Annotated in this window: 21 protein-coding genes and 1 tRNA gene; 14 read left to right on the top strand and 8 right to left on the bottom strand. The window is 67.9% G+C overall.

Going from position 1 to position 24,486, the window contains the following annotated elements:
- The first annotated feature begins 84 nt into the window (after positions 1-84).
- From cobN to I8N54_RS00910, 4 genes are all read left to right on the top strand, one after another.
- Positions 85-3,768 carry a cobaltochelatase subunit CobN gene (gene cobN / locus I8N54_RS00925; protein ID WP_140194379.1) on the top strand — a complete coding sequence of 1,228 codons (3,684 nt, stop codon included), beginning with the start codon at positions 85-87 and terminating at the stop codon, positions 3,766-3,768.
- Between the two features lie 32 nt (positions 3,769-3,800).
- Entirely contained in the window at positions 3,801-4,457 is a 657-nt protein-coding gene (locus tag I8N54_RS00920) for a P-loop NTPase family protein (protein ID WP_140194380.1), read from the top strand.
- A gap of 106 nt (positions 4,458-4,563) precedes the next feature.
- On the top strand, positions 4,564-5,022 hold the full coding sequence (locus tag I8N54_RS00915; RefSeq protein WP_231592661.1) for a GNAT family N-acetyltransferase: 459 nt from the start codon (positions 4,564-4,566) through the stop codon (positions 5,020-5,022).
- On the top strand, positions 5,019-6,737 hold the full coding sequence (locus I8N54_RS00910) for an SDR family oxidoreductase (protein ID WP_140194381.1): 1,719 nt from the start codon (positions 5,019-5,021) through the stop codon (positions 6,735-6,737). The genes I8N54_RS00915 and I8N54_RS00910 overlap by 4 nt, the downstream gene beginning before the upstream one ends.
- On the opposite strand, the gene I8N54_RS00905 is transcribed toward I8N54_RS00910, so the two are convergent.
- Positions 6,650-7,777 carry an endonuclease/exonuclease/phosphatase family protein gene (locus I8N54_RS00905; RefSeq protein ID WP_140194382.1) on the bottom strand — a complete coding sequence of 376 codons (1,128 nt, stop codon included), beginning with the start codon at positions 7,775-7,777 and terminating at the stop codon, positions 6,650-6,652. The two genes, I8N54_RS00910 and I8N54_RS00905, sit on opposite strands and share 88 nt — an antisense overlap.
- A gap of 102 nt (positions 7,778-7,879) precedes the next feature.
- Between I8N54_RS00905 and cobO the strand changes: the two genes are divergently transcribed.
- Positions 7,880-8,488: a cob(I)yrinic acid a,c-diamide adenosyltransferase gene (gene cobO / locus I8N54_RS00900; RefSeq protein WP_140194383.1), complete on the top strand. Its 609-nt coding sequence runs from the start codon at positions 7,880-7,882 to the stop codon at positions 8,486-8,488.
- 127 nt (positions 8,489-8,615) lie between these two features.
- On the opposite strand, the gene I8N54_RS00895 is transcribed toward cobO, so the two are convergent.
- The 3 genes from I8N54_RS00895 to I8N54_RS00885 form a co-directional block, all read right to left on the bottom strand.
- Entirely contained in the window at positions 8,616-9,107 is a 492-nt protein-coding gene (locus I8N54_RS00895; RefSeq protein WP_140194384.1) for a helix-hairpin-helix domain-containing protein, read from the bottom strand.
- 60 nt (positions 9,108-9,167) lie between these two features.
- Positions 9,168-10,811 (bottom strand): thiamine pyrophosphate-binding protein, encoded by a 1,644-nt coding sequence (locus I8N54_RS00890; protein ID WP_140195674.1) that lies wholly within the window; start codon positions 10,809-10,811, stop codon positions 9,168-9,170.
- 267 nt (positions 10,812-11,078) lie between these two features.
- Positions 11,079-12,119 carry an NAD(P)/FAD-dependent oxidoreductase gene (locus I8N54_RS00885; protein WP_140194385.1) on the bottom strand — a complete coding sequence of 347 codons (1,041 nt, stop codon included), beginning with the start codon at positions 12,117-12,119 and terminating at the stop codon, positions 11,079-11,081.
- Positions 12,120-12,171: 52 nt separating this feature from the next.
- On the opposite strand from I8N54_RS00885, the gene mnmD reads away from it, so the two are divergent.
- Complete coding sequence (gene mnmD, locus I8N54_RS00880; protein ID WP_140195676.1) at positions 12,172-12,831, top strand: tRNA (5-methylaminomethyl-2-thiouridine)(34)-methyltransferase MnmD; 660 nt, start codon at positions 12,172-12,174, stop codon at positions 12,829-12,831.
- The gene (locus tag I8N54_RS00875) at positions 12,828-13,703 is read left to right on the top strand and encodes a DMT family transporter (protein WP_140194386.1); all 876 of its coding nucleotides are present in this window, start codon (positions 12,828-12,830) and stop codon (positions 13,701-13,703) included. The genes mnmD and I8N54_RS00875 overlap by 4 nt, the downstream gene beginning before the upstream one ends.
- Positions 13,704-13,707: 4 nt before the next feature.
- On the opposite strand, the gene I8N54_RS00870 is transcribed toward I8N54_RS00875, so the two are convergent.
- Positions 13,708-15,915, bottom strand: coding sequence for a lytic transglycosylase domain-containing protein (locus I8N54_RS00870; protein WP_231592555.1), 2,208 nt, complete (start codon positions 15,913-15,915; stop codon positions 13,708-13,710).
- 126 nt (positions 15,916-16,041) lie between these two features.
- Here I8N54_RS00870 and dapA point away from each other — a divergent pair, with 126 nt between their 5' ends.
- Positions 16,042-16,914, top strand: a complete 873-nt coding sequence (gene dapA, locus I8N54_RS00865; RefSeq protein ID WP_140194387.1) for a 4-hydroxy-tetrahydrodipicolinate synthase — start codon at positions 16,042-16,044, stop codon at positions 16,912-16,914.
- A gap of 124 nt (positions 16,915-17,038) precedes the next feature.
- On the opposite strand, the gene I8N54_RS00860 is transcribed toward dapA, so the two are convergent.
- Positions 17,039-17,497, bottom strand: a complete 459-nt coding sequence (locus tag I8N54_RS00860; protein ID WP_197097554.1) for an NUDIX domain-containing protein — start codon at positions 17,495-17,497, stop codon at positions 17,039-17,041.
- The gene (locus I8N54_RS00855; protein WP_140194389.1) at positions 17,494-18,396 is read right to left on the bottom strand and encodes a fatty acid desaturase family protein; all 903 of its coding nucleotides are present in this window, start codon (positions 18,394-18,396) and stop codon (positions 17,494-17,496) included. The genes I8N54_RS00860 and I8N54_RS00855 overlap by 4 nt, the downstream gene beginning before the upstream one ends.
- A gap of 152 nt (positions 18,397-18,548) precedes the next feature.
- Between I8N54_RS00855 and I8N54_RS00850 the strand changes: the two genes are divergently transcribed.
- The 3 genes from I8N54_RS00850 to I8N54_RS00840 all read left to right on the top strand — a co-directional run bounded on the left by I8N54_RS00850 (position 18,549) and on the right by I8N54_RS00840 (position 21,612).
- A complete protein-coding gene (locus I8N54_RS00850; protein WP_140195678.1) occupies positions 18,549-19,802 on the top strand; it encodes a DNA polymerase IV in 1,254 nt (417 codons plus the stop codon).
- A gap of 128 nt (positions 19,803-19,930) precedes the next feature.
- Complete coding sequence (locus I8N54_RS00845) at positions 19,931-20,764, top strand: glycosyltransferase (protein ID WP_140194390.1); 834 nt, start codon at positions 19,931-19,933, stop codon at positions 20,762-20,764.
- Positions 20,761-21,612, top strand: a complete 852-nt coding sequence (locus I8N54_RS00840) for an NAD-dependent epimerase/dehydratase family protein (protein ID WP_140194391.1) — start codon at positions 20,761-20,763, stop codon at positions 21,610-21,612. Before I8N54_RS00845 ends, I8N54_RS00840 begins: the two co-directional genes overlap by 4 nt.
- 46 nt (positions 21,613-21,658) lie before the next feature.
- Here I8N54_RS00840 and I8N54_RS00835 read toward each other — a convergent pair whose 3' ends face one another.
- Positions 21,659-22,522 carry an N-formylglutamate amidohydrolase gene (locus I8N54_RS00835; RefSeq protein ID WP_140194392.1) on the bottom strand — a complete coding sequence of 288 codons (864 nt, stop codon included), beginning with the start codon at positions 22,520-22,522 and terminating at the stop codon, positions 21,659-21,661.
- Between the two features lie 147 nt (positions 22,523-22,669).
- Between I8N54_RS00835 and I8N54_RS00830 the strand changes: the two genes are divergently transcribed.
- The 3 genes from I8N54_RS00830 (at position 22,670) to I8N54_RS00820 (ending at position 24,438) form a co-directional block, all read left to right on the top strand.
- Positions 22,670-22,744, top strand: a tRNA-Val gene (locus I8N54_RS00830).
- A gap of 80 nt (positions 22,745-22,824) precedes the next feature.
- Complete coding sequence (ykgO, locus tag I8N54_RS00825; RefSeq protein WP_007255499.1) at positions 22,825-22,950, top strand: type B 50S ribosomal protein L36; 126 nt, start codon at positions 22,825-22,827, stop codon at positions 22,948-22,950.
- Positions 22,951-23,136: 186 nt separating this feature from the next.
- On the top strand, positions 23,137-24,438 hold the full coding sequence (locus I8N54_RS00820) for a PPC domain-containing protein (RefSeq protein WP_140194393.1): 1,302 nt from the start codon (positions 23,137-23,139) through the stop codon (positions 24,436-24,438).
- Positions 24,439-24,486: the final 48 nt, after the last annotated feature.

The raw sequence follows: 24,486 nt of genomic DNA, 5'->3' as shown, positions 1-24,486 counted from the left end.
GACGGGTTCCCGGCTCTCTCATCTGGCCGGAAATACTCCCGCCGGAGGCTCCCTTCGCATCCACCAGCCCGACGGTTCGTCTGAATGCATCTCCTCGCCGCCACACCCGGCACCGTCGACGACGGGCAGGAGCCCGTCGACCTCGGCCAGACGCCCGCCGAGGTGCTGGTCATCTCCGCCGCAGATACCGAACTCGCCGCCCTCTCCGAAGCGCGCGCCGCGATGGACGACCCGCCGACACTGCGGCTCGCCAACCTCGCGCACCTGCGCCACCCGATGAGCGTCGACCTCCACCTCGACAATTGCGCGACCCGTTGCAAGCTGGTGGTCGCCCGCCTGCTCGGCGGTGCCGGCTACTGGCGCTACGGTTTCACGCAATATGCCGCCCGCCTGCACGATGCCGGCGTGCCCGTCGCCTTCCTGCCCGGCGACGACAAGCCGGACCCCGAGCTGCGCGAGCTCTCGACCGTCCCGGCCGAGGATTACGACGCGCTCTGGTCGTACTTCGTCGAAGGTGGTCCGCAGAACGCGACCAACGCGCTTGTCACCGCCCGCAACATGGCGCGCGACGAGGCCGACCGCCCGCCCCGCGCCGCCGCCCTGCTGCGCGCCGGCCTCGTCTGGCCGGGTGAGGCCGCGCCGTCTCTCGAGACGCTGCGCGCCCACTGGACCGATGGCGCGCCGGTCGTGCCGATCGTCTTCTACCGCGCCCTTGTGCAGGGGGCCGGCCTCGCCCCGGTGAACCGGCTGACCCGCAGCCTGCTGCGCGCCGGACTGAACCCGATGCCGATCTTCGTCGCATCGCTGAAGGACGACCTCTCCCGCGCCACGCTGGACGAATTGTTCGCCGAGGCCCCGCCCTCCGTCATCCTGAACGCCACCGCCTTTGCCACCGGCACGCCCGACGGCGGCGGTGCCGAGAACCCGCTCGCCGGCCCAGCCGCGAACGGCGCCCCGGTGTTCCAGACCGTTCTCGCGGCCACGTCCGAGCAGGCCTGGGCGGACAGCGCGCAGGGCCTCTCTCCTCGCGACATCGCAATGAACTTCGCCCTGCCCGAGGTCGACGGCCGCATCCTGACCCGCGCGATCTCCTTCAAGGACGAGGCCTATTTCGACGACGCGACCGAGTGCCCGATCGCCACTTACGTTCCCCAGGGCGATCGCATCGACTGGGTCACTCGGCTGGTGCACGCATGGTGCACCTTGCGCACGACCCCCGAAAAGGACCGTCGCGTCGCGCTGATCCTTGCGAACTACCCCAACAAGGACGGCCGCCTCGCCAACGGGGTAGGCCTCGACACGCCGGCCGCCACGGTGAACGCGCTGCGCCTGATGGCCGGCGCAGGATACGACACACGGGCCCCCGACGACGCCGACGCCCTGATGCAGCACCTCCTCGCCGGGCCGACCAACTGGCTCACGGACCGGGCGGAACGCGAAGGTGGCGAACGCCTCGCGCTCACGACCTACCGCCAGCACTTCGACGCGCTCCCCTGGGACGTGAAGCAACAGGTCCTTGACCGCTGGGGCCCGCCGGAGCAGGACCCGTTCCTCGCCGACGAGGACTTTGCCCTGTCGATCCATCGCTTCGGAAACGCGGTCGTCGCGCTGCAACCGGCGCGGGGTTACAACATCGACCCCGAGGATACCTACCACTCCCCGGACCTCGTCCCGCCGCACAACTACCTCGCCTTCTACTTCTGGCTTCGCCACCACTGGCAGGCGCATGCGGTGGTCCACATGGGCAAGCACGGCAACCTCGAGTGGCTGCCCGGCAAGGCCACCGCGCTATCGGCGGATTGCTGGCCGGAAGTCGCGCTCGGGCCCACGCCGCACCTCTACCCGTTCATCGTCAACGACCCCGGAGAGGGCACGCAGGCCAAGCGCCGTGCCGCCGCCGTGGTGATCGACCACCTGACGCCGCCCCTGACCCGCGCCGAAAGCTACGGCCCCCTCCGCGACCTGGAGGCGCTGGTCGACGAATATTACGAGGCCGCCGGCGTCGACCCACGCCGGACCGAACTGCTCGGCAAGGAGATCCTGTCCCTCTCCGAGGCCACCGGCCTCGCCGCTGACGCCGGGCTGTCGGGGGATCGCGACCAAGACCTCGGCAAGCTCGACGCGTGGCTGTGCGAGCTGAAGGAGGCCCAGATCCGCGACGGCCTGCACGTCTTCGGCACCAGCCCGACCGGCGAGCAGGAACGCGACCTCGCCATCGCGCTCGCCCGGGTTCCCCGGGGGGACGGCAAGGGGGGCGACGCGTCGTTGCTGCGTGCGCTGGCCGCCGACCTCGCGCTCTCCATCGACCCGCTCGACTGCGACATGGCCGCGCCGGCGGCGGAGAAACCCGCCGACCTCGCCGACCTGTCGACGGACACTTGGCGCACCCACGGCGACACGGTCGAGCGCCTCGAGCTCCTGTCGCAACGCCTCCTGCGGGACGGCGGGAGGGGCGACGGCGCAGCCGAGCGTCTCCCACCGGGCCCCGCCAGCGCGGCGGTTCTCGACAGGATCGAAGCAACCATCCGTCCCGCCATCACGGCCTGCGGCCCGGACGAGGGGCAGGCATTGCTCACCGCGCTGAACGGACGCGCCATCCCGCCCGGTCCATCGGGCGCTCCGACGCGCGGCCGGCTCGATACCCTCCCGACCGGACGCAACTTCTACTCCGTCGACAGCCGGGCGGTCCCGACCCCGACCGCATGGAAGCTCGGCTGGAAGAGCGCCTCGCTCCTGATCGACACACACCTCCAGCGCGAGGGCGACTGGCCCCGCGCCATGCTGCTGACTGCCTGGGGCACCTCCAACATGCGCACCGGCGGTGACGACATCGCGCAGGGCCTCGCCCTGATGGGCGTCAAGCCGACGTGGGACAGCGCCAACCGCCGGGTGACCGGCTTCGAGGTGCTGCCGCTCTCGACCCTCGCCCGGCCCCGCGTCGATGTGACCTTGCGGATTTCCGGCTTCTTCCGCGATGCCTTCCCGCAGCTCATCGACCTGTTCGACAGCGCCGCCCGCGCGATCCAGCAGCTCGATGAGCCCGCCGACATGAATCAGGCCACGACCGCGCCCGGCCCCCGCGTCTTCGGCGCCAAACCGGGCGCTTACGGGGCCGGCCTCCAGGCGCTGATCGACGAACGCATCTGGTCGGAGCGCAAGGACCTCGCCGAGGCCTACCTCGAGTGGGGCGGCTACGCTTATTCCGCCGGCAAGGACGGCACCCGCGACCGCGAAGGGTTCGAGGCCCGCCTGCGCGAGACGGAGGCCATCGTCCAGAACCAAGACAACCGCGAACACGACATCCTCGACTCCGACGACTACTACCAGTTCGAGGGCGGCGCCGCAGCCGCGGTCGCCACGCTTCAGGGCGAGGACCGCCCGATCTACCACAACGACCACTCCCGCCCCGAATCACCGCGCGTGCGCACGCTGGACGAGGAGATCTCCCGCGTGGTCCGCTCCCGCGTCGTGAATCCGAAGTGGATCGAGGGTGTGAAGCGCCACGGCTACAAGGGCGCGTTCGAGATCGCGGCGACCGTCGACTACCTGTTTGCCTTCGCCGCCACGACCCGCGCCGTCAAGAATCACCACTTCGACCTCGTGGAATCGGCCTTCCTCGAAGATGACGACACGCGCGACTTCATCGAGCGCCACAATGCCCCGGCCCTGCGCGAGATCGCCGACCGGCTTCAGGAGGCCATCGACCGGGGGCTCTGGCTGCCGAAATCGAACTCCGCCCGGCAAAGGATCGCCGAGCTAAATACTTGACGCCTTTATGACAGTTTCGCACTGTCCGCGGCATGAGGGGAATTCGCGTCCATATCACGGGCGCCTCCGGCTCGGGCACCACGACGCTCGGGCGGGCGTTGGCGCAGGACTGGTCCGTTCCGTGTCACGACACGGACGATTTCTACTGGCTGCCCACGGATCCCGCCTACACGATCAAGCGCGACCCGCATCAGCGGCTGGACCTGATGGAGCAGATGTTTCTGCCACGTCCCGGCTGGGTGCTCTCCGGCTCGCTGCTCGGCTGGGGCGATACGATCACACCGTCTTTCGACATCGTCATCTTCATGACCCTCGACCCCGCGACCCGGATGGACCGTCTGCGCGAGCGCGAGGCGCGCCGCCTTGGCGGGGACGCGACCTTCCCCGGCCCGGTGCGCGACCGTTATCTTGCCTTCCTCGACTGGGCGCGACGCTACGACGACCCGGCTTTCACCGGCCGCAGCCGTGCGACCCACGAACGCTGGCTGTCGACATTGTCCTGCCCGATCCTACGGCTGGACAGCCGCAAGCCGGTCGACGACCTCGTCAAGGTCACGACCCGCTATGTCGAGGCGTTCGTCTGTCCCTCAAAACAGGGAGGACAAGGCAGCTACCGCCAGAAAGGCACCGAGGACAGCAAACGACAGGGCTGGGGACAGTTTCATGTGGAATCGGCCTTAATACGCTGAATGAATAGGGCGAGTTTGGACGGGCATCCGATAATCGGCGAGTCCGGTTATCCATGCCCGAGGTGCAGAAAACGTGCATGTCTCCGCCAGAAGTCCGGAAAATCCGATCTGTCGGCGGATCGACGCGCAGGATGCGGCGCTGCCTGACGTGCTGGAGCTGATCCGCAGCAGCTTCTCCTACATGGACGGGCGGATCGACCCGCCCTCGTCCATGCATCGCCTGACCATTGAAACACTCACCGAAAGCGCCGCTCGGACCGAGATCTGGGTGATCGGAGACCCGCCCGTCGCGACGATGCAGCTGACGCCGCGCAAGGACGTACTCTACCTCGGCAAGATCGCGGTCTCGCCGGCGATGCGAGGCCGGGGACTCGCCCGCCATCTGGTTTCGGTCGCGCGGGAACGAGCGCAGGCACTTGGCCTGCCGGCGCTCGAACTCCAATCACGGGTGGAGCTTGTCGAAAACCACGCCACTTTCCGGGCGCTCGGTTTCATCGAAACAGGACGGACGGCGCACGCCGGTTTCGACCGTCCCACCTCGATCACCTTCCGGAGCCCGGCGTGACGACCAGCGTCCTGATTCTCGGCGGTTACGGCGCGTTCGGAGCACGGCTGGCCATCGCGCTTGCAAACGAGCCGGAGTTCGACGTGATCGTCGCCGGCCGGACCCTGTCGAAGGCGGCGGCACACACGGCGCGCCACGGCGGCCGCCCCCTGCAAGTCGACAGGGACGGTGACCTCCTGCACGCCGCCATCGCGGCGGCGGGCGCGGACATCGTGGTGGACGCCGCCGGCCCCTTCCAATCCTACGGCACCGACCCGCTGCGTGTCGCCCGCACCGCGCTGTCGGCAGGGGCGCACTACGTCGATTTGTCGGATGATGCCGCGTTCACCGTCTCGATCACCGAACTCGACCGCGTGGCTCTCGACGCGGGCCGAGTTGCGATCTCCGGCGCGTCGAGCGTACCGGCCGTCTCCTCTGCCGCGGTGGAGGCACTTTCGCAGGGGATCACGGACCTGCACCTGATCTCATCGGTCATACTGCCGGGCAACCGCGCGCCGCGCGGTCTTTCAGTGATGCAGGCGATCCTCGCACAGGCCGGCAGACCGCTCAGGATCTATACCGGCGACCAAACACGAAGTGTCCCCGGATGGTCCGCCCCCCGTCGTGAAAGGGTCGGCCCCCTGCGCCGCTGGTCCTGCCTGATCGGAGCGCCGGACCTCGCCCTGTTCCCCGAACACTACGCCGCCCGGTCCGTCGAGTTTCGGGCGGGGCTAGAGCTGAAGATCATGCACTTCGGCCTCTGGTTCATGTCGCTGCCCATTCGTGCGGGGCTCGGCACGCTGACCCCGCTGGCACGCCCGCTGAAACGCATCGCCGACTGGATGGAGCGGTTCGGCACCGATACCGGCGCGATGCGCGTGACGGTAAGCGGGCTGACGCGGGATGGCGCATCCGTGCAGCGCGAGTGGTGGCTTATCGCCGGCGCGGGCAAAGGGCCGGAGATCCCGGCCATTCCCGCCGCGATCCTCTGCCGGAAGCTCGCGCGCGGCGCGCTCGATCCCGGTGCGCGCCCCGCACTCGGCCTGTTCGACCTGTCGGAGTTCGAAGTGACCTGCGCCCCGCACGGCATTACCTTCGAGCGGAGAGAGACCGACGTCACCCCGATCTTCCGACAGACGCTCGGCCCCGCGTTCGACCGCTTGCCAGATCAGATCCGGGACTTGCACACCGTGCTGCACCATCGCACCTGTCAGGGCCTCGCCCGCGTCGACCGGGGGCCGTCCCTCGCCGCGCGGATGATCTGTAGCGTCATGGGATTTCCGGCGTCCGGCGACCGCATCCCGGTCACGGTGACGATGGAGCGCTCCGGCGCCGTAGAACACTGGACTCGCAACTTCGCGGGGCGGCGGTTCCGCTCGCATCTTCGTTCGGGCGCGGACGGCACGGGAGAGATCATCGAACGGTTCGGCCCACTGCGATTCACGATCGCACTGCGACCGGACGAGGCCGGTCTGACATGGCCAGTGACCGGAGGCAGCCTCCTCGGTATCCCGCTACCGCGCCGCCTGCTCCCCGAAAGCGTCACCCGCGAAGAGGTGCAGGACGCCCGAGCGAGTTTCGATGTCGCACTCTCCCTGCCGCTGGTCGGACCTCTCATCCGCTACCGGGGGCAGTTGCGGTCCGCCGGTCAGACCGGGGCCGCGAGTTCCGACAGCTTCTCCGACAGGAACCGGCCGGAATCGTCGATGACAAGTTCGACCCAGATCGGCAGGTGATCGGAGATCTGGTTCTTGCGCCACGGATGTCTGAAATAGCGTCGCGCGACCGCATCGTCGGTCGGGATCCGCGCTGCCTTGTCCGGATTGGTGTGATCGGCAGCCATCTCCGCCCGGTAGGGCGGCCAGTCATCGTCCCGGTAGACGTGGTCGAAGAAGTCGAAGACGCCGCCCTGCTCCCGCATCTCCTCGTCCGTCTCGAACCGGAAGTAATCGTTCTGTCGGAAGAACATCCGGTCATAGGCCTCGCTTCCGCTGGCGTTGGTCGTCATCCCGTCGAGCGCGCCGCACTCGACGAAGCCGGCAGCGGCGAAGGCGTCGATCACCGGCTGATCGACAGAGCGATAGAGGTTCATGTCGCCGACCAGCACGAGGTTGTCCGACCAGAGACCCTTCCGCTTCGCCTCGAGCGCTTTCAGCAGCAGCCGCACTTCCTCCGCCCTGAGCCGGGCCTCGGACGCCGTCCGGTCTGGCTGCAGGTGAAGGTTGACCAGCGCGAACTGCTTCCAGCCGGACCGGAAGCCGGTGATGTAGGGCGCGCGCTTGAGCTGCTTGAGGTCGGAGTCCGCCGTGATCTCGTCCCATAGCGTGATCTCTCCGGCGAGGCCCGACAGCTCCACCCGCTTGGTGTTGTAGAGATAGGCCGACCGTTCGGAATTGCCGTCCGCCCCGTCGGTGATGTCGTTGACCATGTAGCGCCAGTCGGACCCGAGGATCCGCATCACGAGGTCGAGGTCCTTGAGCGTCGACTTCACTTCCTGCACCGCGATCAGGTCGAAGGCGGCAAGGATCTCGGCGATGTAAAAGTAGGCTTCGGGCAGACGCTGCGTGGTGTGGCCGAACTCTTTCAGGTTCCAGCTCGCCAATAGCAGGTTCGCCTCCGTCCGGCGTGGCGGGACCTTCGTGTTGAGGCCGGTCTTGAGCCGCATGAGCCCCTCGATACAGCGCATCCGCTCCGCCACGGTCATGTGCGGGAAGACCCTCGCGAAGTCGCGGTCTTCGAAGTCGGTATCGGGTCTGAGGTCGTTGTAGCTCGGCATCGCACACCCCTCCGTGCAGTCGGGCCCTTGTCGGCAAGCGTGCCCCGCGCGATGGTGGCGGTCCAGTCCGGGATCCCCCACCCGACGCCGAGAGGAGAGGCCATGACCGACGACGCAGAGCGCCACGCGCAGAAGATGGCCAAGAAGAAGGCCGCCCGCGACAAGATCATGTCCACCAAAACCGAGGAGAAGGGCCTGATCGTGGTCCACACCGGCAAGGGCAAGGGCAAGAGCACGGCCGCCTTCGGCATGATCTTCCGCCACATCGCCCACGGGATGCCCTGCGCCGTCGTGCAGTTCATCAAGGGCGGCATGTCGACGGGCGAGCGTGACCTGATCCTCGAGAGGTTCTCCGACCTCTGCCAGTTCCACACGATGGGTGAAGGCTTCACCTGGGAAACGCAGGACCGCACCCGCGACACCGAGATGGCGCGCGCCGCGTGGGAGAAGGCGAAAGAGCTGATCCGGGACGAGTCCGTCGGCATGGTGCTGCTCGACGAAATCAACATCGCGCTGCGCTACGACTACATCCCGATCGACGAGGTAGTTGAGTTCCTGGCGACCGAGAAGCCGCACATGACCCACGTGGTCCTGACCGGTCGAAACGCACATGACGACCTGATCGAGATCGCCGACCTCGTCACCGAGATGGAACTGGTGAAACACCCGTTCCGCTCGGGCGTGAAGGCCCAGAAGGGCGTCGAGTTCTGAGAGGTTCTTCGCGGCAGTGATGGCCCGTCAGGTTTCGCACCAAGACCGGCGCCATCACTGAAGGCGACCGGGATCGCGGGCCACCCCTGCTGCGGCGGGGCTGATGCGCGGGGGCAAAGCCGGCGGATCAGCCCTTATTCTTCGACCTCTTTTTCTTCTTGTCTTTCGAAGCGGCCTTCTTCGCTTTCTTTTCGGCTTTCTTCGCGTCGGCCTTTTTCACGGCCTTCTTCCTGACCTTCGCCTCCTGCTTGGCGGCCTTGGCCTTGCCCTTGGAGGACTTGGCGCCGGAGGTCTTCGCCTTGGCCTTCTTGGCGTCTTTCGCCTTCTTGGCCTTGGCCTTCGCCTTTTTCGGCTTGGTCGCCTTCACTGGCGCCGCAGCGGGCTCAGGAGCCGCGGGTACAGCCTCTTCAGCCGGACTTCCGACCTCGGGCTCCGGCATCGCCAGGGCATCTTCCGCCGCCAGGATCAGCCGCCGCGCGCGCGCCGCACCGACGCCATGCACGTCGAGCAGAGCATCGTGCCCCGCGTCCAGAAGCGCCCGGGCACTGTCGATCCCGCGCTCGCGAAAATGGAAGGCGAGCACACTGCCCACGCCTTTGACTTTCTCGATATCCGCCATGCTCTCCCTCTCTGTCCGGACGTCGGGGACAGCCCTAATGCATATCTTTTGTATATACAATCACCTCCCCGGACCACGGACCTCCGAGAGGGTCGCGCCGGGCGACAGGGCTTCCGGGTCGAGGGCGAGTTCTATCACCGCCAGGGTCCCTGAAGCCTGCGCGCGGCTGAAGGCGGCGGCGAAATCCTCGGTCCGGGTGACCGTCTCTCCGTGGCCGCCATAGGCGCGGGCCAGAGCGGAAAAATCCGGATTGGCGAGCGCGGTGCCCGATACGCGCCCGGGATATTGCCGTTCCTGGTGCATGCGGATCGTGCCGTACTGGCCGTTGTTGGCGACGATCACGATCGGCGTCGCGCCGTGTTGCATCGCGGTCGACATCTCGTTCAGCGTCATCTGGAAGCAGCCGTCGCCGGCCATGCAGACCACCGTCCGGCCAGGATGCGCGACCGACGCCGCGACCGAGGCCGGGAAGCCATAGCCCATCGAACCGGAGGTCGGCGCCAGCTGCGTACCATGCCCCTTCCACGCGAAGTAGCGATGCAGCCACGCAGCGTAGTTGCCCGCGCCATTCGTGACGATCGCGTCTTCGGGCAGATTGTCCGACAACCAGCGAACCACCTGCTCGAGCTTCACATCACCCGGCGTTTCCTTCGGCGTCGCCCAGGCCTCGTACTCGGCCCGGCACTCCGCGACGAGTTCCGGCCAGCCCCGGACGACGGATTGCGAGGCCAGCGCGGCGACGACATCCGGGACGTGGCCGATCAGCGCGACATCGGGGCCGTAGACCAATCCGACGTCGTTGGGATCCGGCGTGACCTGCAGGATGGTGCGACCCGGATCGGCAGGGTCGACCGTCTCGTAGCCCTTCGTCTCGATATCCCCGAACTTCGCGCCGAGCAGCAGGAGGCAATCTGCCTCCGAAATCCGTTTCGCGAGCTTTGGGGACACGCCGACGTTCAGATCGCCGACGTAGTTCGGATGACGGTTGTCGATGTAATCCTGCCGGCGGAAGTCGACGGCGACCGGCAGCCCTTGCGCTTCGGCGAAACGGGCGAGGTCCGTGGCGGCCTGTGCCGACCATTGCGAGCCGCCTGCAACGACCATCGGCCGCTCTGCCTTGCCCAGAGCCTCCATGATCTTCGCGATGCCCCCGGGATCCGGGGCGACGCGGCTGTCCACGACACCGGTGAAGTCGGCGACCTCGACGCGCGCCGACAGCATGTCCTCGGGCAACGCGAGAACGACCGGTCCGGGCCGCCCGGCCATCGCAACACGGAACGCGCGCGCGATGTATTCGGGGAGGCGTTCTGTCTGGTCCACCTCTGCCACCCACTTCGCCAGCGGACCGAACATCGCGCGGTAATCGACTTCCTGGAAGGCGCCGCGGTCCCGGTGCGCCCGCGCGATCTGGCCGACGAACATCACCATCGGCGTGCCGTCCTGCCGGGCAACGTGGATTCCGGAAGAGGCGTTGGTCGCCCCCGGCCCCCGCGTGACGAAGCAGACTCCGGGCCGGCCAGTCAGCTTGGCCGTCGCCTCTGCCATCATCGCGGCGCCGCCTTCGTGACGGCAGACGATGTTGGCGATGCCGCTGTCGTGAAGCCCGTCGAGCGCGGCAAGGAAGCTCTCGCCGGGAACGGAGAACACCCGCTCGACACCGAGTTTGACGAGTTGATCCGCGAGTATCCGTCCGCCGTGGCGCATCATGCTGGGTCCCTGTCCGTTTCGGCGAAGGTGAGGGGGAGGCGGAGGAGTTGCAAGCGGGAGAGGCGGCGGCACGGGATCGGACAGCAATGAAGGCGAATTGCCGACATTCAGCTAAGGGGCCTCAACGCTTTCGTAACCTTCCCGCCATTATCAAATTTTCGGCGAAAATTTGGGGTCTGGGCGCAGCGACGAATTCCGGAAGCCCGAACGGGTCGACAGTTTGCTGGGTCAGTGAAAAGCGGCGACTGCGACACGAAGTGCAGTTTAGGGCCGCTCCGCCCCCTGAACCCGGAACCCCTCCGGTATCCCCTCGTCACGCCCTTCAAGCACGAGGTCGGCCATTACTTCGCCGACCAGCGGGGCCACGCCGAAGCCGATCTTGAACCCGCCGTTGGCGACAAACACACCCTCTCGCAGCGGATGGCGACCCAGCACGGGCGCCCGGCTTCGCGACCGGGGCCGCATCCCGGACCAGCGCTCGATCACTGCCGCACCGGACAGGGCCGGAACAAGCTCGCGCGCCCGCTCCAGAAGCGCGTCTAGCGCCGCATCGACCTCCAGCGACTCCACGTCCCGCTCGGTCGTGGACCCGACACCCAGCGTGCCGTCGGCATGGGGGATCAGGTGCAACCCGTCGACGAAAAGCTGCGGCAGAACGTGCGCATCTAAGTCCAGCAGCGCAGCCTGCCCCTTCACGCCGACGCCCTCGGTGCGTCCCGTCTCTTGCCCCAACGCCTGCAAACCGCGCCAGCCGGTCGCCTCGACGACGGGACCGGTCCGTTCTCCATCCGGCAGGACTTCACCGCCAAGCGCACGCACGGCACCGGCGAGCGCCCGCGTCGCCTGCCGCGGGTGAATGCGGGCCGACAGCGTGTCGTGCACGAACAATCCCGTCGGGCTGACGAGGTCCCAGCCGCAGGCATCACCGCGAACTTCCCACAGCGCCCGCCCCTGCCAGAGCTCCTCCGCTCCGGACGCGCGGTCGCGGGCGATCGCCGCCGCGCGGTCGTCGGCGAGGGGCTGGATCCGGCCAGACCGGGCATAGCCGGGGTCGACGCCGGACCGCTCGGCGACGCCAGCCCAGAAATCTTCGCCCATCAGCAGGCTTTCCAGCTGAAAGGCCTTCTTCGGGTTCCAGTTCTCCGGCACGTGCGGCGCCAGCGCGCCCACCACACCCCCCGACGCGCCGGAGGCCACGCCGGCGGGATCGATCACGCGCACACGCGCCCCGCGCAAGGCGCAGGCGTAGGCCACTGACAGGCCGAACACCCCTGCGCCGAGCACCGTCAGATCCGGCGTTGCCATTCCCGGGCCTCCGCTTCATGGTCCGGCCGTGTTCCTAGAAGAGATCCCCCACATGGGCCAGAGCGCGGAGATCGCGTGGCGGGATGGCACGCCGATTGCCACCCGGTTCGACGACCCCTATTTCTCGCTGGCCGACGGCGCGGCCGAGACGCGGCACGTCTTCCTCGACGGCAACGACCTGCCCGCCCGCTTCGCACCCGGCTTCCGTGTGGCGGAGCTCGGCTTCGGGACGGGTCTGAACCTGCTGCTCTGCTGGGAAGCGTGGCGCGCGGCGGGGATCGACGGACCGATCACCTTCACAACGTTCGAAGCGTTCCCGATGGCGCTTCCCGACATGGCGCGCGCGCTCGAGGCGGTCGGCGCGCCAGAGGATCTCGCCATCGAGCTGCTGAACGGGCTGAGCGAGGGGCGTCATGACTTCGGCGACCTCCGGCTCGAGCTGATCGAGGGCGATGCCCGCGAGACCCTTCCCGCGTGGGACGGCACGGCGGATGCGTGGTTTCTCGACGGCTTCTCCCCCGCCAAGAACCCCGAGCTGTGGCAGGACGCGCTGCTTACAGAAGTCGCGGCGCACACGGCACCCGGCGGCACGGCGGCGAGCTACACCGCCGCCGGTCACGTCCGCCGCGCGCTCGACGCCGCGGGGTTCGAGGTGGTGCGCGCGCCGGGCTACGGTCGCAAGTGGCACATGACGCGGGCACGGTTGAGATGACCAACAACCCGCGCCTCGGCATCATGCTGATGATCGCGACGACCTTCGTCTTCGCGCTTCAGGACGGGCTCTCCCAGCACCTCGGCTCGCGCTACAACGTGCTGATGGTGGTGATGATCCGCTACTGGTTCTTCGCCGCCTTCGTCATTGCCATCGCCCGCCGTCAGTCGGGCTCGATCCGCAACGCGGCGCGGACCTCGCAGCCGGTCGTGCAGATCGCCCGCGGCCTGCTGCTGTCGTTCGAGATCTGCGTGATGGTCGCCGGCTTCGTCCTCCTTGGCCTGATCGAGAGCCACGCCGTCTTCGCCTGCTACCCGCTGATCATCGCGGCGCTGTCGGGCCCGATCCTCGGCGAGTCCGTCGGCTGGCGTCGGTGGGCGGCAATCGGCGTCGGCTTCGTCGGCGTCATGATCATTCTCCAGCCGGGCTTCGGCGTGTTCTCCCCCGCCGCGCTCGTTCCTTTCGCGGCTGCAGTGATGTTCGCGCTCTACGGATTGCTGACGCGCTACGTCGCGCGCAAGGACAGCTCCGCGACCAGCTTCTTCTACACCGGCACGGCGGGCGCGGTGTCGATGACCGCGATCGGTCTCTGGTTCTGGGAGCCGATGATCCCGACGGACTGGATCTTCATGGGACTGCTTTGCGTCTCGGGCGCCTTCGGGCACTACCTGCTGATCCGCACCTACGAGGTGGCGGAGGCAAGCGCCGTCCAGCCCTTCGCCTACCTCCAGCTCGTCTTCGCCTCCACCCTCGGCTTCGTGGTGTTCGGCGAGACGCTTCGCCTGAACGTCGCGATCGGCGCCGCCATCGTCGTCGGCGCCGGAGTTTTTACGCTGCTGCGCGAGAGGATGGCGGCCCGCCGCCGGGCCTGAAGTTCTATTGTGACCCTGCCGTCGAGGGGCGGCTCACCGGGCTGACGGTGCGCGGCCCTTCCGGCTCCGACGGGCCGCTCACGCCGCCCCGCATGACCCGCACTTCGCGCTCGGGGCGCTCTTCCGGGCGGATCGAGGCTTCGGGTGCGAATTCGCTCACACCCGACAGCGCCACCTCGGAGGAGCCGATGGCCGCGGTCGAGACCGACACTTCGTTCTCCAATGATCCGTCGGGCCGGGCGACCGGGCGGATCACCGGCTTGCCCCCCTGCAGGAGCGACAGGAAGTCGAGCTCCCCGACCTCACCGGAAATCCGCGCGCGGTAGACCGGCATCGATTCCGTCACTCGCATCACGTAGTTCCGCGTCTCCCGGAAGGGGATCATCTCGATCCAGTCGATCACGTCCACCTCGCCGAGCCGCGGATCGCCGCGCTCGCTCATCCAGTTGAACGGACGCCCCGGACCGGCGTTGTAGCCGGCAGCGATCATCACGGGCGAGTTGCCGAACTCCTCGGTGAGGTAGGCGAGGTAGGCCGATCCGAGCCGCGCGTTGTAGGCCCAGTCCCGTGTCAGGCGCGCGCGCTCGTAGGGCTCGTCGATCCAGCCGGAGACCTGCTGCGCCGTGGTCGGCATCAGCTGCATCAGGCCGAGCGCCCCAACCGAGCTGCCCGCATCAATGCGGAACTCGCTCTCCGTCCGGGCGATCGAATGAGCGAGCGCAGCGCTCACCGGAAGGTCGAGGTCGGCCATGTCATGCACCGGAAAGTAGATCGACGGGATCACGATCTGGCGCTCCGCCGCCGACTTGCCGAGCAGTACCTCGAAATAATCCTCGTCTTCCTGATCCAGCAACACGCCGAGCGCGCCGAGCTCTTCGCGCTCCAGCGTGCGGCCCATCTCGGCGAAGAACAGCACGGCAAGACCACGCTCCCCGCCCTTCAGCAGGGTAAGTCCCGCCATCACGAGGTCATTGTCGTCCAGGCCGAGCTCGCGCCAGTCGGCGAACTCTTCCGTACCGGCGAGCTCGGGGTCGAGGCTCATTCCCGCCTTCTCGGCGGCGAGCAGCCCGTAAAAGCTTGTCTGGTGCTTGCCACCTTCGGAATAGGCCGCCTGCGCCGCGGCTTCGTCACCGAGCGCCTCCTGCGCGCGACCGATCCAGTACCAGGCGCGGCCCTGGCTGATCGGGGTGTAGACGCCCTCCTCCAGCCGCTCGAAGTGGCGCAACGCGACCTCGGGCTGATCCAGCAGCCGCAGCGCGATGAAGCCCGCCAGCCATTCCAGATCGGAGAACTCGGTCCCCTCCTCGAGAAAGTGGTTCGCCGCGAGATCGTAAGCCCGCTCGGGGTTGCCGTCGCGCATCTCCCAGCGGGCCAACACACGGCGCCATCCCGACCAGCGGAACGGCTCGCCGAGGCTCTCGGCGCTCGTCGACCGCGCGGCCAGCAACTCGGAAGCATCGGTGCGCCGGCCCCTGTCGGCCAGCCAGTTGTACCGGTCGTAGGCCAGTCCCGGCGAGTCGGCGAGCGACGCCGGCACCGCTTCGAACAGCTCCGTCGCGTTCGAGGTGTTGCGGATCAGCGCGATCCGCGCTTCGGCGAGCGCCTTCTGGTCGTCGTCGAGCAGCGGGATCACTTCCTGCGCATCGGAGATTCGCCACCGCCAGAGCAGCATGTCGACCCGCTCCGCATGATGACCGGCGATCAGGTCGCCGAACGACCCGCGCATCGCCAGCATGCCGGCATCGTCGAAGACCATCGTCTCCCACGACTCGACGACCAGCGCGTCGGCCTCGTCCTGCCGTCCGGCCTCGGCCAGCGCATGCGCCTTGGCGACCACGCCGTCTCCGGTCTGGACCTCGCGCCCCTCGAAGAACGCGAGCACGTCGTCCGGGGCGAGATCGGCAGGCAGGATACGCTCGGCATTGGCCTGGATCGCGTCGGTGCCCGGCCAGTGCTCGCGCCGGTCGAGAAAGGCCAGATACTCGGTCCAGGTGCCGTCGCCGTCCCTCAGACGCATCCATTCGACAAGGTCTGCCCCCGTCTCGCCACCCGGCGTGGCGAGCTCCTCCGCCGTCATCCAGTCCTCGCGGTCGGCGGCCGCGAAGGCCGCGTTCAAATCCGCCACGCCATCCTGCGCATCAGCGCCGACGGGCAGAAACAGCAATGAAACAAGGGCCAGGCGGCGCATCGTGGGGGTCAGGTGGTTGGGCATGTGGCGCACCCTATTGATGCAATGATTCCGTGCAACTCACAAACTTGGCAAAGTCGGTAAACGAGACTAGGGTCCGCGCGATTTTGCCGGGCCACGAGGCGCGGCGCGCACTGCAGGAGCGTCACCATGTTCAAAGGGTCCATTCCCGCCCTTGTCACCCCATTCGCGGACGGTGAAGTGGACTTCGACGCGCTGAAGAAACTCGTCGACTGGCACATCGACCAGGGCTCGCACGGGATCGTCCCCGTCGGCACCACCGGGGAAAGCCCGACGCTGACCCACAAGGAGCACGACGCCGTCGTCGCCACCGTGATCGAGCAGGTCGCCGGCCGGATCCCGGTCATCGCCGGGGCCGGGTCGAACAACACCGCCGAGACGGTGCGCCTCGTCAATGCCGCCCGCACCGCCGGCGCGGATGCCGCGCTCGTTGTCACGCCCTACTACAACAAGCCGACCCAGCGCGGCCTGATCGCCCATTACTCCGAAGCCGCCGACTGCGGCCTGCCGATCATCATCTACAACATTCCCGGCAGGTCGGTGATCGACATGACCCCGGTGACGATGGGCGAACTCGCCCGGCACGAGCATATCATCGGGGTGAAGGACGCCACCGGCGACCTGTCCCGCGTGCCGAAACAGCGGATCACCTGCGGCAATGACTTCGTCCAGCTCTCGGGCGAGGACGCGACCGCGCTCGGCTTCAATGCCCACGGTGGTGTCGGCTGCATATCGGTAACCGCCAACGTCGCGCCGCGCCTCTGCGCGGAGATGCAGGACGCCACGCTCGCCGGCGACTATGCCCGCGCGCTGGAGATCACGGACCGGCTGATGCCGCTCCACATCGCGATCTTCATGGAGCCCGGCGTCGCAGGTGCGAAATATGCGATGTCGCTGCTCGGCCTCTGCCGGGACGAGGTCCGCTCGCCGCTCACCACCCCGGAAGAGGGCACGCGCATCGCAATCAAGGACGCGATGATCCACGCCGGCCTGATGAACTGATCTCGGGGACAGCGCACCGCCGCTCCCCGTCATCTGGCCACAAATACCTCCCCGGGGGTGAACTGGCCGCAGGCCAGGAGGGGGCGGGACGCCCCCTTTCGGCCCGTGTCTGCAGGACCGGCGCTCAGTCCCAGTGCGCCCGGTCCACCGCGCCGCCCCAGTCGGCCACCAGCGTGCGATACTGCTCGAGCCGCGACAAGTGCGAGGGCACGACCTTGTCCAGCAAGAAGATCCGCTCCGGCGGCACCAGCGCCCAGGCCGTGCCCTCGTCACCGAACAGGATGTCCCGCTCCGCGCCCTCCGGCATCGCCGCGACGTAGAACCAGACCATCGCATCCGCGATGTGCGTGGCCACCCGGCAGACCCGCCACAGAACCTCCGCCCGGTCGAGGTCGAGCCCGACCTCTTCCTCCGCTTCCCGAGCCAGCGTCTGCCAGGGGGTCTCACCCGGCTCGCGCCCGCCGCCCGGCAAGTCCCAGTGCGCCGGAAAGGGAATGTCCGCCCGGTCGTCGCGCAGCGTGATGAGCAGCCGGTCGCCGAAGAACAGCGCCACCTTGCAGCCGTGGAACGCCGCCTCGCTCAAGCCGGACGGCCCCGCATGTCCGGTGCCCCGCCGCGGTGGAAGGCGACGTAGCCGTCTTCGATCTCGGCGATGTGCGGTTTGGCGAGCGCGTGCAGCTCCGGCAGCTTGTGGAACGGCACCGTCGGCCAGGAATGGTGCTCCGCATGGAACGGCATGTTCCAGGCCAGCCACCGCACGGCCCGGTTGGTGAGCGTCGTGCGCGAGTTCTCCAGCATGTTCGCCACGAAGGCGCAGCGACCGTGTTCCGCCATGAGGTAGAGCCGCAACACCGGCTGCCCGAGGATCGCCGGGATCACCCAGACCCACAGAAGGAGCGTCGACCCCGCCGCCGCGCTGATCACCGCCAGCAGCGCGTAGAGGGCCAGCATCCACCGCGCCTCCCGCGCCACATCATCGCGCCGGCCGGCTGGCACCCAGCTGTCGTCGCACCGGCCGCGCGCATTCCTGACCAGCGTGCGGGCCTCGCCGATCCAGACCGGTATGCCTGACAGGTGGCGCAGGTACTCACCCCAGGTTTCGGGCTTGGGCGAGGCGAGCTCGGGATCCTTGCCGGGGATCTGCGTGAACTTGTGATGGGCGAGGTGGAAGTAGCGGAACCACACCGGCCCGAGCAGCAGCAGCACGCCGCATACCCGCCCGACCCAGATGTTCAACCACTCCGACCGGAACGGCGTGCGATGCACCGTCTCGTGCAGCAGCGTGAAGTTGAAGACCAGCAGGACGCCCTGCACCGGCAGCAAGAGCCACCAGCCCGGCACTCCGGCGGCGATCAGCACGCCAAGAGCGACGATCGCGGCCCAGTGCCCGGCGAGATGAAACAAGCCCGCCCGGTCCGAAGTCTCGGTCAACGCGCCCCGTACCTCGGGCGACAGCGATGCGACGAAGGTCCTGTGATCCATGACAACTCCCTTGCCTCGCCACCCTACCGCGCCCCGTCGCCAGCCGCGAGTAGGGTGCGCGCTCGATGCGCACCCTACACAAAATCCTGAACGCCATCTCCGCCCACGTCGGCACACTCCCCAAGGCCCGGGCGAGGTGCTATATCCCGGCCATGCCCGCCCTGTGCCGAGACTGCCTGACCACCTTCCCGGACGGCGCCCGTTGCCCGTCCTGCCGGTCGCCGCGCACGCTCTCGCATCCCGAGCTCGAGACACTCTCCATCGCGCACATGGATTGCGACGCCTTCTTCGCCTCGGTCGAGAAGCGCGACAATCCCGAGCTCGAGGGCAAGCCCGTCATCATCGGCGGCGGCCGGCGCGGCGTGGTCTCCACCGCATGCTACGTTGCCCGCATCCGGGGCGTCCGCTCCGCGATGCCGATGTTCCAGGCGCTGAAGCTCTGCCCCGACGCCATCGTCGTGCGCCCGAGGTTCGAAGCCTACGTCGAGGCGTCGCGCGCGATCCGCGAGATGATGGACGAGCTCACACCGACCGTCGAACCGCTCTCGCTGGACGAGGCCTTCATGGACCTCACCGGCACCGCGCGCCTGCACGGCCGCCCCCCGGCGGTGATGCTGGCGCGGTTGGTGAAGCGGATGAAGGACGAGCTCGGACTCACCGGCTCCATCGGGCTGTCGCACAACAAGTTCCTCGCAAAGGTCGCCTCCGACCTCGACAAGCCGCGCGGCTTCTCCATCATCGGCAAGGCAGAGACGGTGGAGTTCCTGCGCCCCAGGCCGGTGCGGCTGATCTGGGGCATCGGCCCCGCCGCGCAGGACAGCCTGGAGGCCGCCGGCATCCGCACCTTCAACGACCTGCACCGATGGGACCGCGACGCGCTGCACCAGCGCTTTGGCGGCATGGGCGACCGGCTCTGGCATCTCGCGCGGGGCGAGGATCACCGCCGTATCTCCGCCCACACGCCGGTCAAGGGAATCAGCAACGAGACGACGTTTCACGAGGACACCGCCGACGCCGAGATCCTCGACGGCCACATCTGGCGCATGGCCGAGAAGGTCAGCTCCCGCGCCAAGGCGAAGGAAACGGCGGGCCGCATTGTCACGCTGAAGCTGAAGCGCGCGAACCACAAGCTGCTGACCCGACGCACCTCGCTGTCGCAACCGACGCAGCTCGCCGACACGATCTACCGGAACGCGCGGCACCTGTTCGATCAGCTCGGCGACGCGGGACCCTATCGCCTGCTCGGCGTCGGCCTGTCAGAGCTTACCTCCGCCGACCGCGCCGATCTCGAAGGTGATCTGCTCGACCCCGACGCGGGCCGTCGCGCGGCGACCGAACGGGCGGCGGACGCGATCCGGCAACGCTTCGGCAAGGACGCGATCCTGAAGGGCCGCGCCCTGCGCTGATCCCGCGCAAGCCGCACGCGGGGCATGTCTTTCCCGCTTCACAGAAACCTGCCATAGAGCGCCCAGCCGGCCCGACCGGCCGACAGACCCGCAACGACAGGGGCCGTGCCGGACGGGACGGAACAGACATGACCGGTATCCACGCCAGCCGACCGCCGAGGGGAGACCGCGCCTACGTCACTCTCGTGACCAGCGACGATTACGCGACCGGGGCCAACGCCCTTATCCGCTCCCTGAACCAGACCGGCACCGAGGCCGACATCGCCGTGCTCCACACAGGCGGCGTCAGCAGCGGCCGTCTGGAGGAGCTGGAACGCCTCGGCGTCCGGCTTTGCGGAGTCGACCTCCTGCCGACCAGCGCCGCCTTCAACAACGCCCACGCCCGCGAGGTGCTGCACCGCGTCGCGCCGTTCGACAAGGGCGACAAGCCGCCGCTTCACACGCCGCTCGACAATTTCACGAAGCTCCGGCTCTGGCAGCTCGACTATGCGCGCTGCACCTTCATCGACGCCGACGCGCTGGCGATGCAGAACTGCGACCGGCTGTTCGAATACCCGGAATTCTGCGCCGCGCCGAACGTCTACGAATCCGAGGCCGATTTTCACCGGATGAACTCCGGCGTTTTCACCGCGCGGCCGTCGCAGGCGACCTTCGACCACATGTTCGAGACGCTCGACGTGCCGGACGCCTTCTGGCGGCGCACAGACCAGACGTTCCTGCAGACCTACTTTACCGACTGGCATGGCCTGCCGCACCATTACAATGTGCTGCAGTACGTGTGGTTCAACCTGCCGAAACTCTGGAACTGGAAGTCGATGCACATCCTGCATTTCCAATACGAAAAGCCCTGGCAGACGCCGCACGGCAAGGCGGACCAGCTGCGCCCGCTGATCGACCTCTGGACCACGATCGCCGAGGGTGGCCCCCTGCCCGACCTCGCCAAGATGCCGAACCCGGAATGAAGATCGCGCTCACCGGCGCGACTGGCCTCGTCGGGCGCTTCATCCTGAACGAGGCGCTGGCCGCCGGTGACGATGTCCTCGCGCTTGGCCGCACTGCGCCGGGGGACGCGTCCAGCTTCAGGGACTGGAGCCTCGACGGCCCGGCCCCCGACCTCTGCGGCATCGACGTGCTGATCCACGCTGCGCTGCTCCATAAGCCCGGTCGCTATCGCGGCGGGGAGGGCGACGATCCCGACGGCTTTCGCCGCGCCAATGTCGACGGCACCGCCCGACTGTTCGAGGCGGCCGCCCGCGCCGGTGTCACCCGCATCCTGTTCCTGTCGAGTCGCGCCGTCTACGGCCCCAAGCCCCCCGGCGCCCCGCTGTCCGAGGACACGGCCTGCCGGCCGGATACGCTTTACGGCCAGGTGAAGCTGGAGGGAGAGCGCTTGCTGGCCGAGAGCGGCGTGCCCGGCACAAGCCTCCGCGCGACAGGCGTCTATGGCGCAGGATGGGCCAACAAGTGGCGCGAGCTGTTCGAAGCCTTCGCGCGGGGCGATCAGACCGCCCCCCGAGTCGGCAGCGAAGTCCACGGCAAGGACCTCGCCCACGCCATTCGCCTGCTGCTCGACACCCCACCCGCCGAAGCTCCGCCGATCTGCAATGTCTCCGACGTCCTGCTCGACCGGCAGGACCTGCTGGCGGACTGGGCCGGGGTGACCGGCCAGTCCGGCCGGCTTCCGGAGCGCGCGGATGCGTCCGCCTTCAACGAGATGACGACTGATCCGCTCACGGCGCTCGGATGGAGGCCCGGCGGACGCGACCGGCTGCGCGACACTCTGCGCGAGATCGCAAGCGAAGACACCTGACCGGCCCGGTCCCCGCCGAAGTCACACCGTTACCGAAAGTCCCGGATTACTCCGCCGCGACCGGCAGGTCGCGGGCACGCCCGAAGTCCGCGATCGTTTCGACCACGAGGTCGAGCGCATGGCGCACGGCTTCGAAATCGGCGGTCGGCTCGATCTTCGCCTCGTCCATGTAGAGCGAGCGGTCGATCTCCACCTGCACCGCGTGCTGCCGCCGCGAGGGGCGCCCGTAATGCTGGGTGATGTAGGCACCGGCGAAGGGCATGTTGCGGGCCACCCGGAATCCGGCGTTGGTGAAGGCCGCTGCGACACGCTCGACCACCGCCGTGCTGGCGGAGGCGCCGAACCGGTCGCCGATCACCACGTCCGGTCGCGGAGAGCCCGCTGGCCCGACATGCTCCAGCGCCTCGTGCGGCATGGAGTGGCAGTCGATCAGGATCGCTTCGCCGAAGGCTGCATGGCTCTGCTCCAGCATAGCCTGCAGCGCGCCGTGGTACGGCGTCCAGTATTCGGCGAGCCGGCGATGCGCCTCGCTGATCGGGATCTTGCCGCGATAGATCGCCCGCCCATTGGCCACCACGCGCGGGATCACGCCGAGCCCGCTCGCCGTGCGCGGATTGTGCGAGGCACGGCGCACCCCGTCGATCAGCGCAGGATCAAGCTCTTCCGCCGCACGGTTAAGATCGACGAAGGCGCGCGGCGCACCGGCCACCAGAAGCGGCGCACCGTGGCGCGGCGCACAATCGAACAGCCGATCAACGAACGCGTCCTCGGACGAGCGGACCTGATCCTGGTCGAGAATCGTCGACGCGAGGAACGACGCAGGGTAATCGCGGCCGCTGTGCGGCGACGCGAATGACACCGATGTCGTACGAACATCCGGGCTGAAAAGCTGGTATGGAGCCTGCGACATCGATGATCCTCTTGGGCCGAATAATAGACTGGAATAGTTGTCCTCCAAAAGCCCTTGATCTTGCCGTCGACTCCTTTTAGAGACCGCTCACCCGACGCGGTTCGCCGCGTCTTCCTTTTTTCTAGGGGTGCGGAAACGGTCGGGTACGGGCGATTAGCTCAGCGGTAGAGCACTTCGTTGACATCGAAGGGGTCACTGGTTCGATCCCAGTATCGCCCACCATGAATTCACCGCGCCAACACCGATGGCGCAGAACTGAAACCCCAGGCGCATCGCCGCGCCGCGACTGACGAGGGAACGCCATGAAGGTTCGTAACTCTCTCCGTTCGCTCAAGCAGCGTCACCGCGATTGCCGCGTCGTGCGCCGCAAGGGCCGGGTCTATGTGATCAACAAGACCCAACGGAAGTTCAAAGCCCGCCAGGGCTGATCGATTCCATCGGATCGACCGATACGAAGCCGCCCCTCCGGGCGGCTTCTTTCGTTTCAGGGGTCAGGTTTTCCCGCCCTCGTTTCCTGTGCGCCTGCTGCAGCATTCGCTAGCCAACCGGGCCGGTTTGAAACTACGCTCCCTCCACGTAAGAACGATTCATAACCTAAGGGGGGGTCTCATTTCATGACGCTCATTTCTCGTTCCATTCTTGGCTCTGTGGCGGCCTGCGCGTTCGCGCTCCCGGCAGCGGCGCAGGACTATTGCGGCGGACAGGTTGCCTCGGGCGCCTGGATCGGCGGCAACGAAGCCAATTCCGACATCACCTCTGCCGACGATTACCGCGAACAGCTCGCCCTCGTGCTGCTCGGTAATGCGCACGTGTCCCTCTTCAGCCTGTCCGCCCCGACCGATGTCCGGATCGAGGCGCAGGGCCGTGGCACCGGTGACCCGGTGATCGAACTGCTCGATGGGTCCGGCGCCGTGGTCGGCTCCGACGACGACAGCGGCGGCGGCACCTCGTCGATGGCGATGCTCAGCCTGCAGCCGGGCCAGTACTGCATGCGCACCACGAGCTACGACAGTGCGCCCCTGACGGCGACCGTCCGCATCGGCCGCTCCGATCAGGAAGCGCTGACCGAGGGCGGCATGAACGCCGGGGTCGACACGACCGACACCACGGACACGACCGAACCGACGGACAACACCGACACCACGATGGACCCGCCGCCGCTCGATACAGCGATGACGGACACCGACGCCTGTGGCGGCGCGATGATGCTCGGCTCCGGCCCGGTCGACGCGATGCTGGACGCGGGCGTCAGCGCCACCAACTCGATCAACAGCGTGCCGACCTACGCGTTCGAGCTCAGCTCGTCCGCCAGCCTGACCCTCACGGCCGAGAACGAGGATGCCGACCCGGTCCTTACCCTCACCTCCGAAGCGGGTGAGTATCTGGCCGAGAACGACGATTACGATGGCCTCAACAGCCGCATCGACATGACGACGCCGCTTCAGGCGGGGACCTACTGCCTCCAGCTCGAAGCCCTGTCGGACGGGGACCTGCCCGTGACCGTCGCGCTCACCGGCTACGATCCGGCCGCTGCGGCGATGGCGCTCTACGATCAGGGTGAAGTCGCGCCGCCGCTCGACGGCAGCTACCCGATCACCGAGCTCGGCGCGCTTGCCGGCCGCACGGTGACCGATGCGCAGATGTCCGGCGACACGGCGAACTGGTACTCGCTGGAAGTCACCCAGACCGGCCTCCTGCTGATCGAGGCGATCGCCGTCAGCAACGGCGACCCGGTGATCCGTCTGTTCGACGATGTCGGCCGCGAGATCGGCTACAACGACGACTACGGCCAGGGCCTCGACAGCCAGATCGCCGCGCGGGTCTTCCCCGGCACCTACCTGCTGGCGCTGACCGACATCTCCGACAGCAGCCCGCGCCTGCGGCTGGTGATGGAACGCTACGTCCCGGCCCAGTAAGCCGACAGCAACGCAAGAACGACTGCCGGTTCCTTGGGGCCGGCAGTT

It is taken from the genome of Pelagovum pacificum (assembly GCF_016134045.1).
GTDB lineage: Bacteria > Pseudomonadota > Alphaproteobacteria > Rhodobacterales > Rhodobacteraceae > Oceanicola > Oceanicola pacificus_A.
Note: the sequence above shows the minus strand (reverse complement) of the source record. Positions and strands in the feature narration are given on the sequence as shown.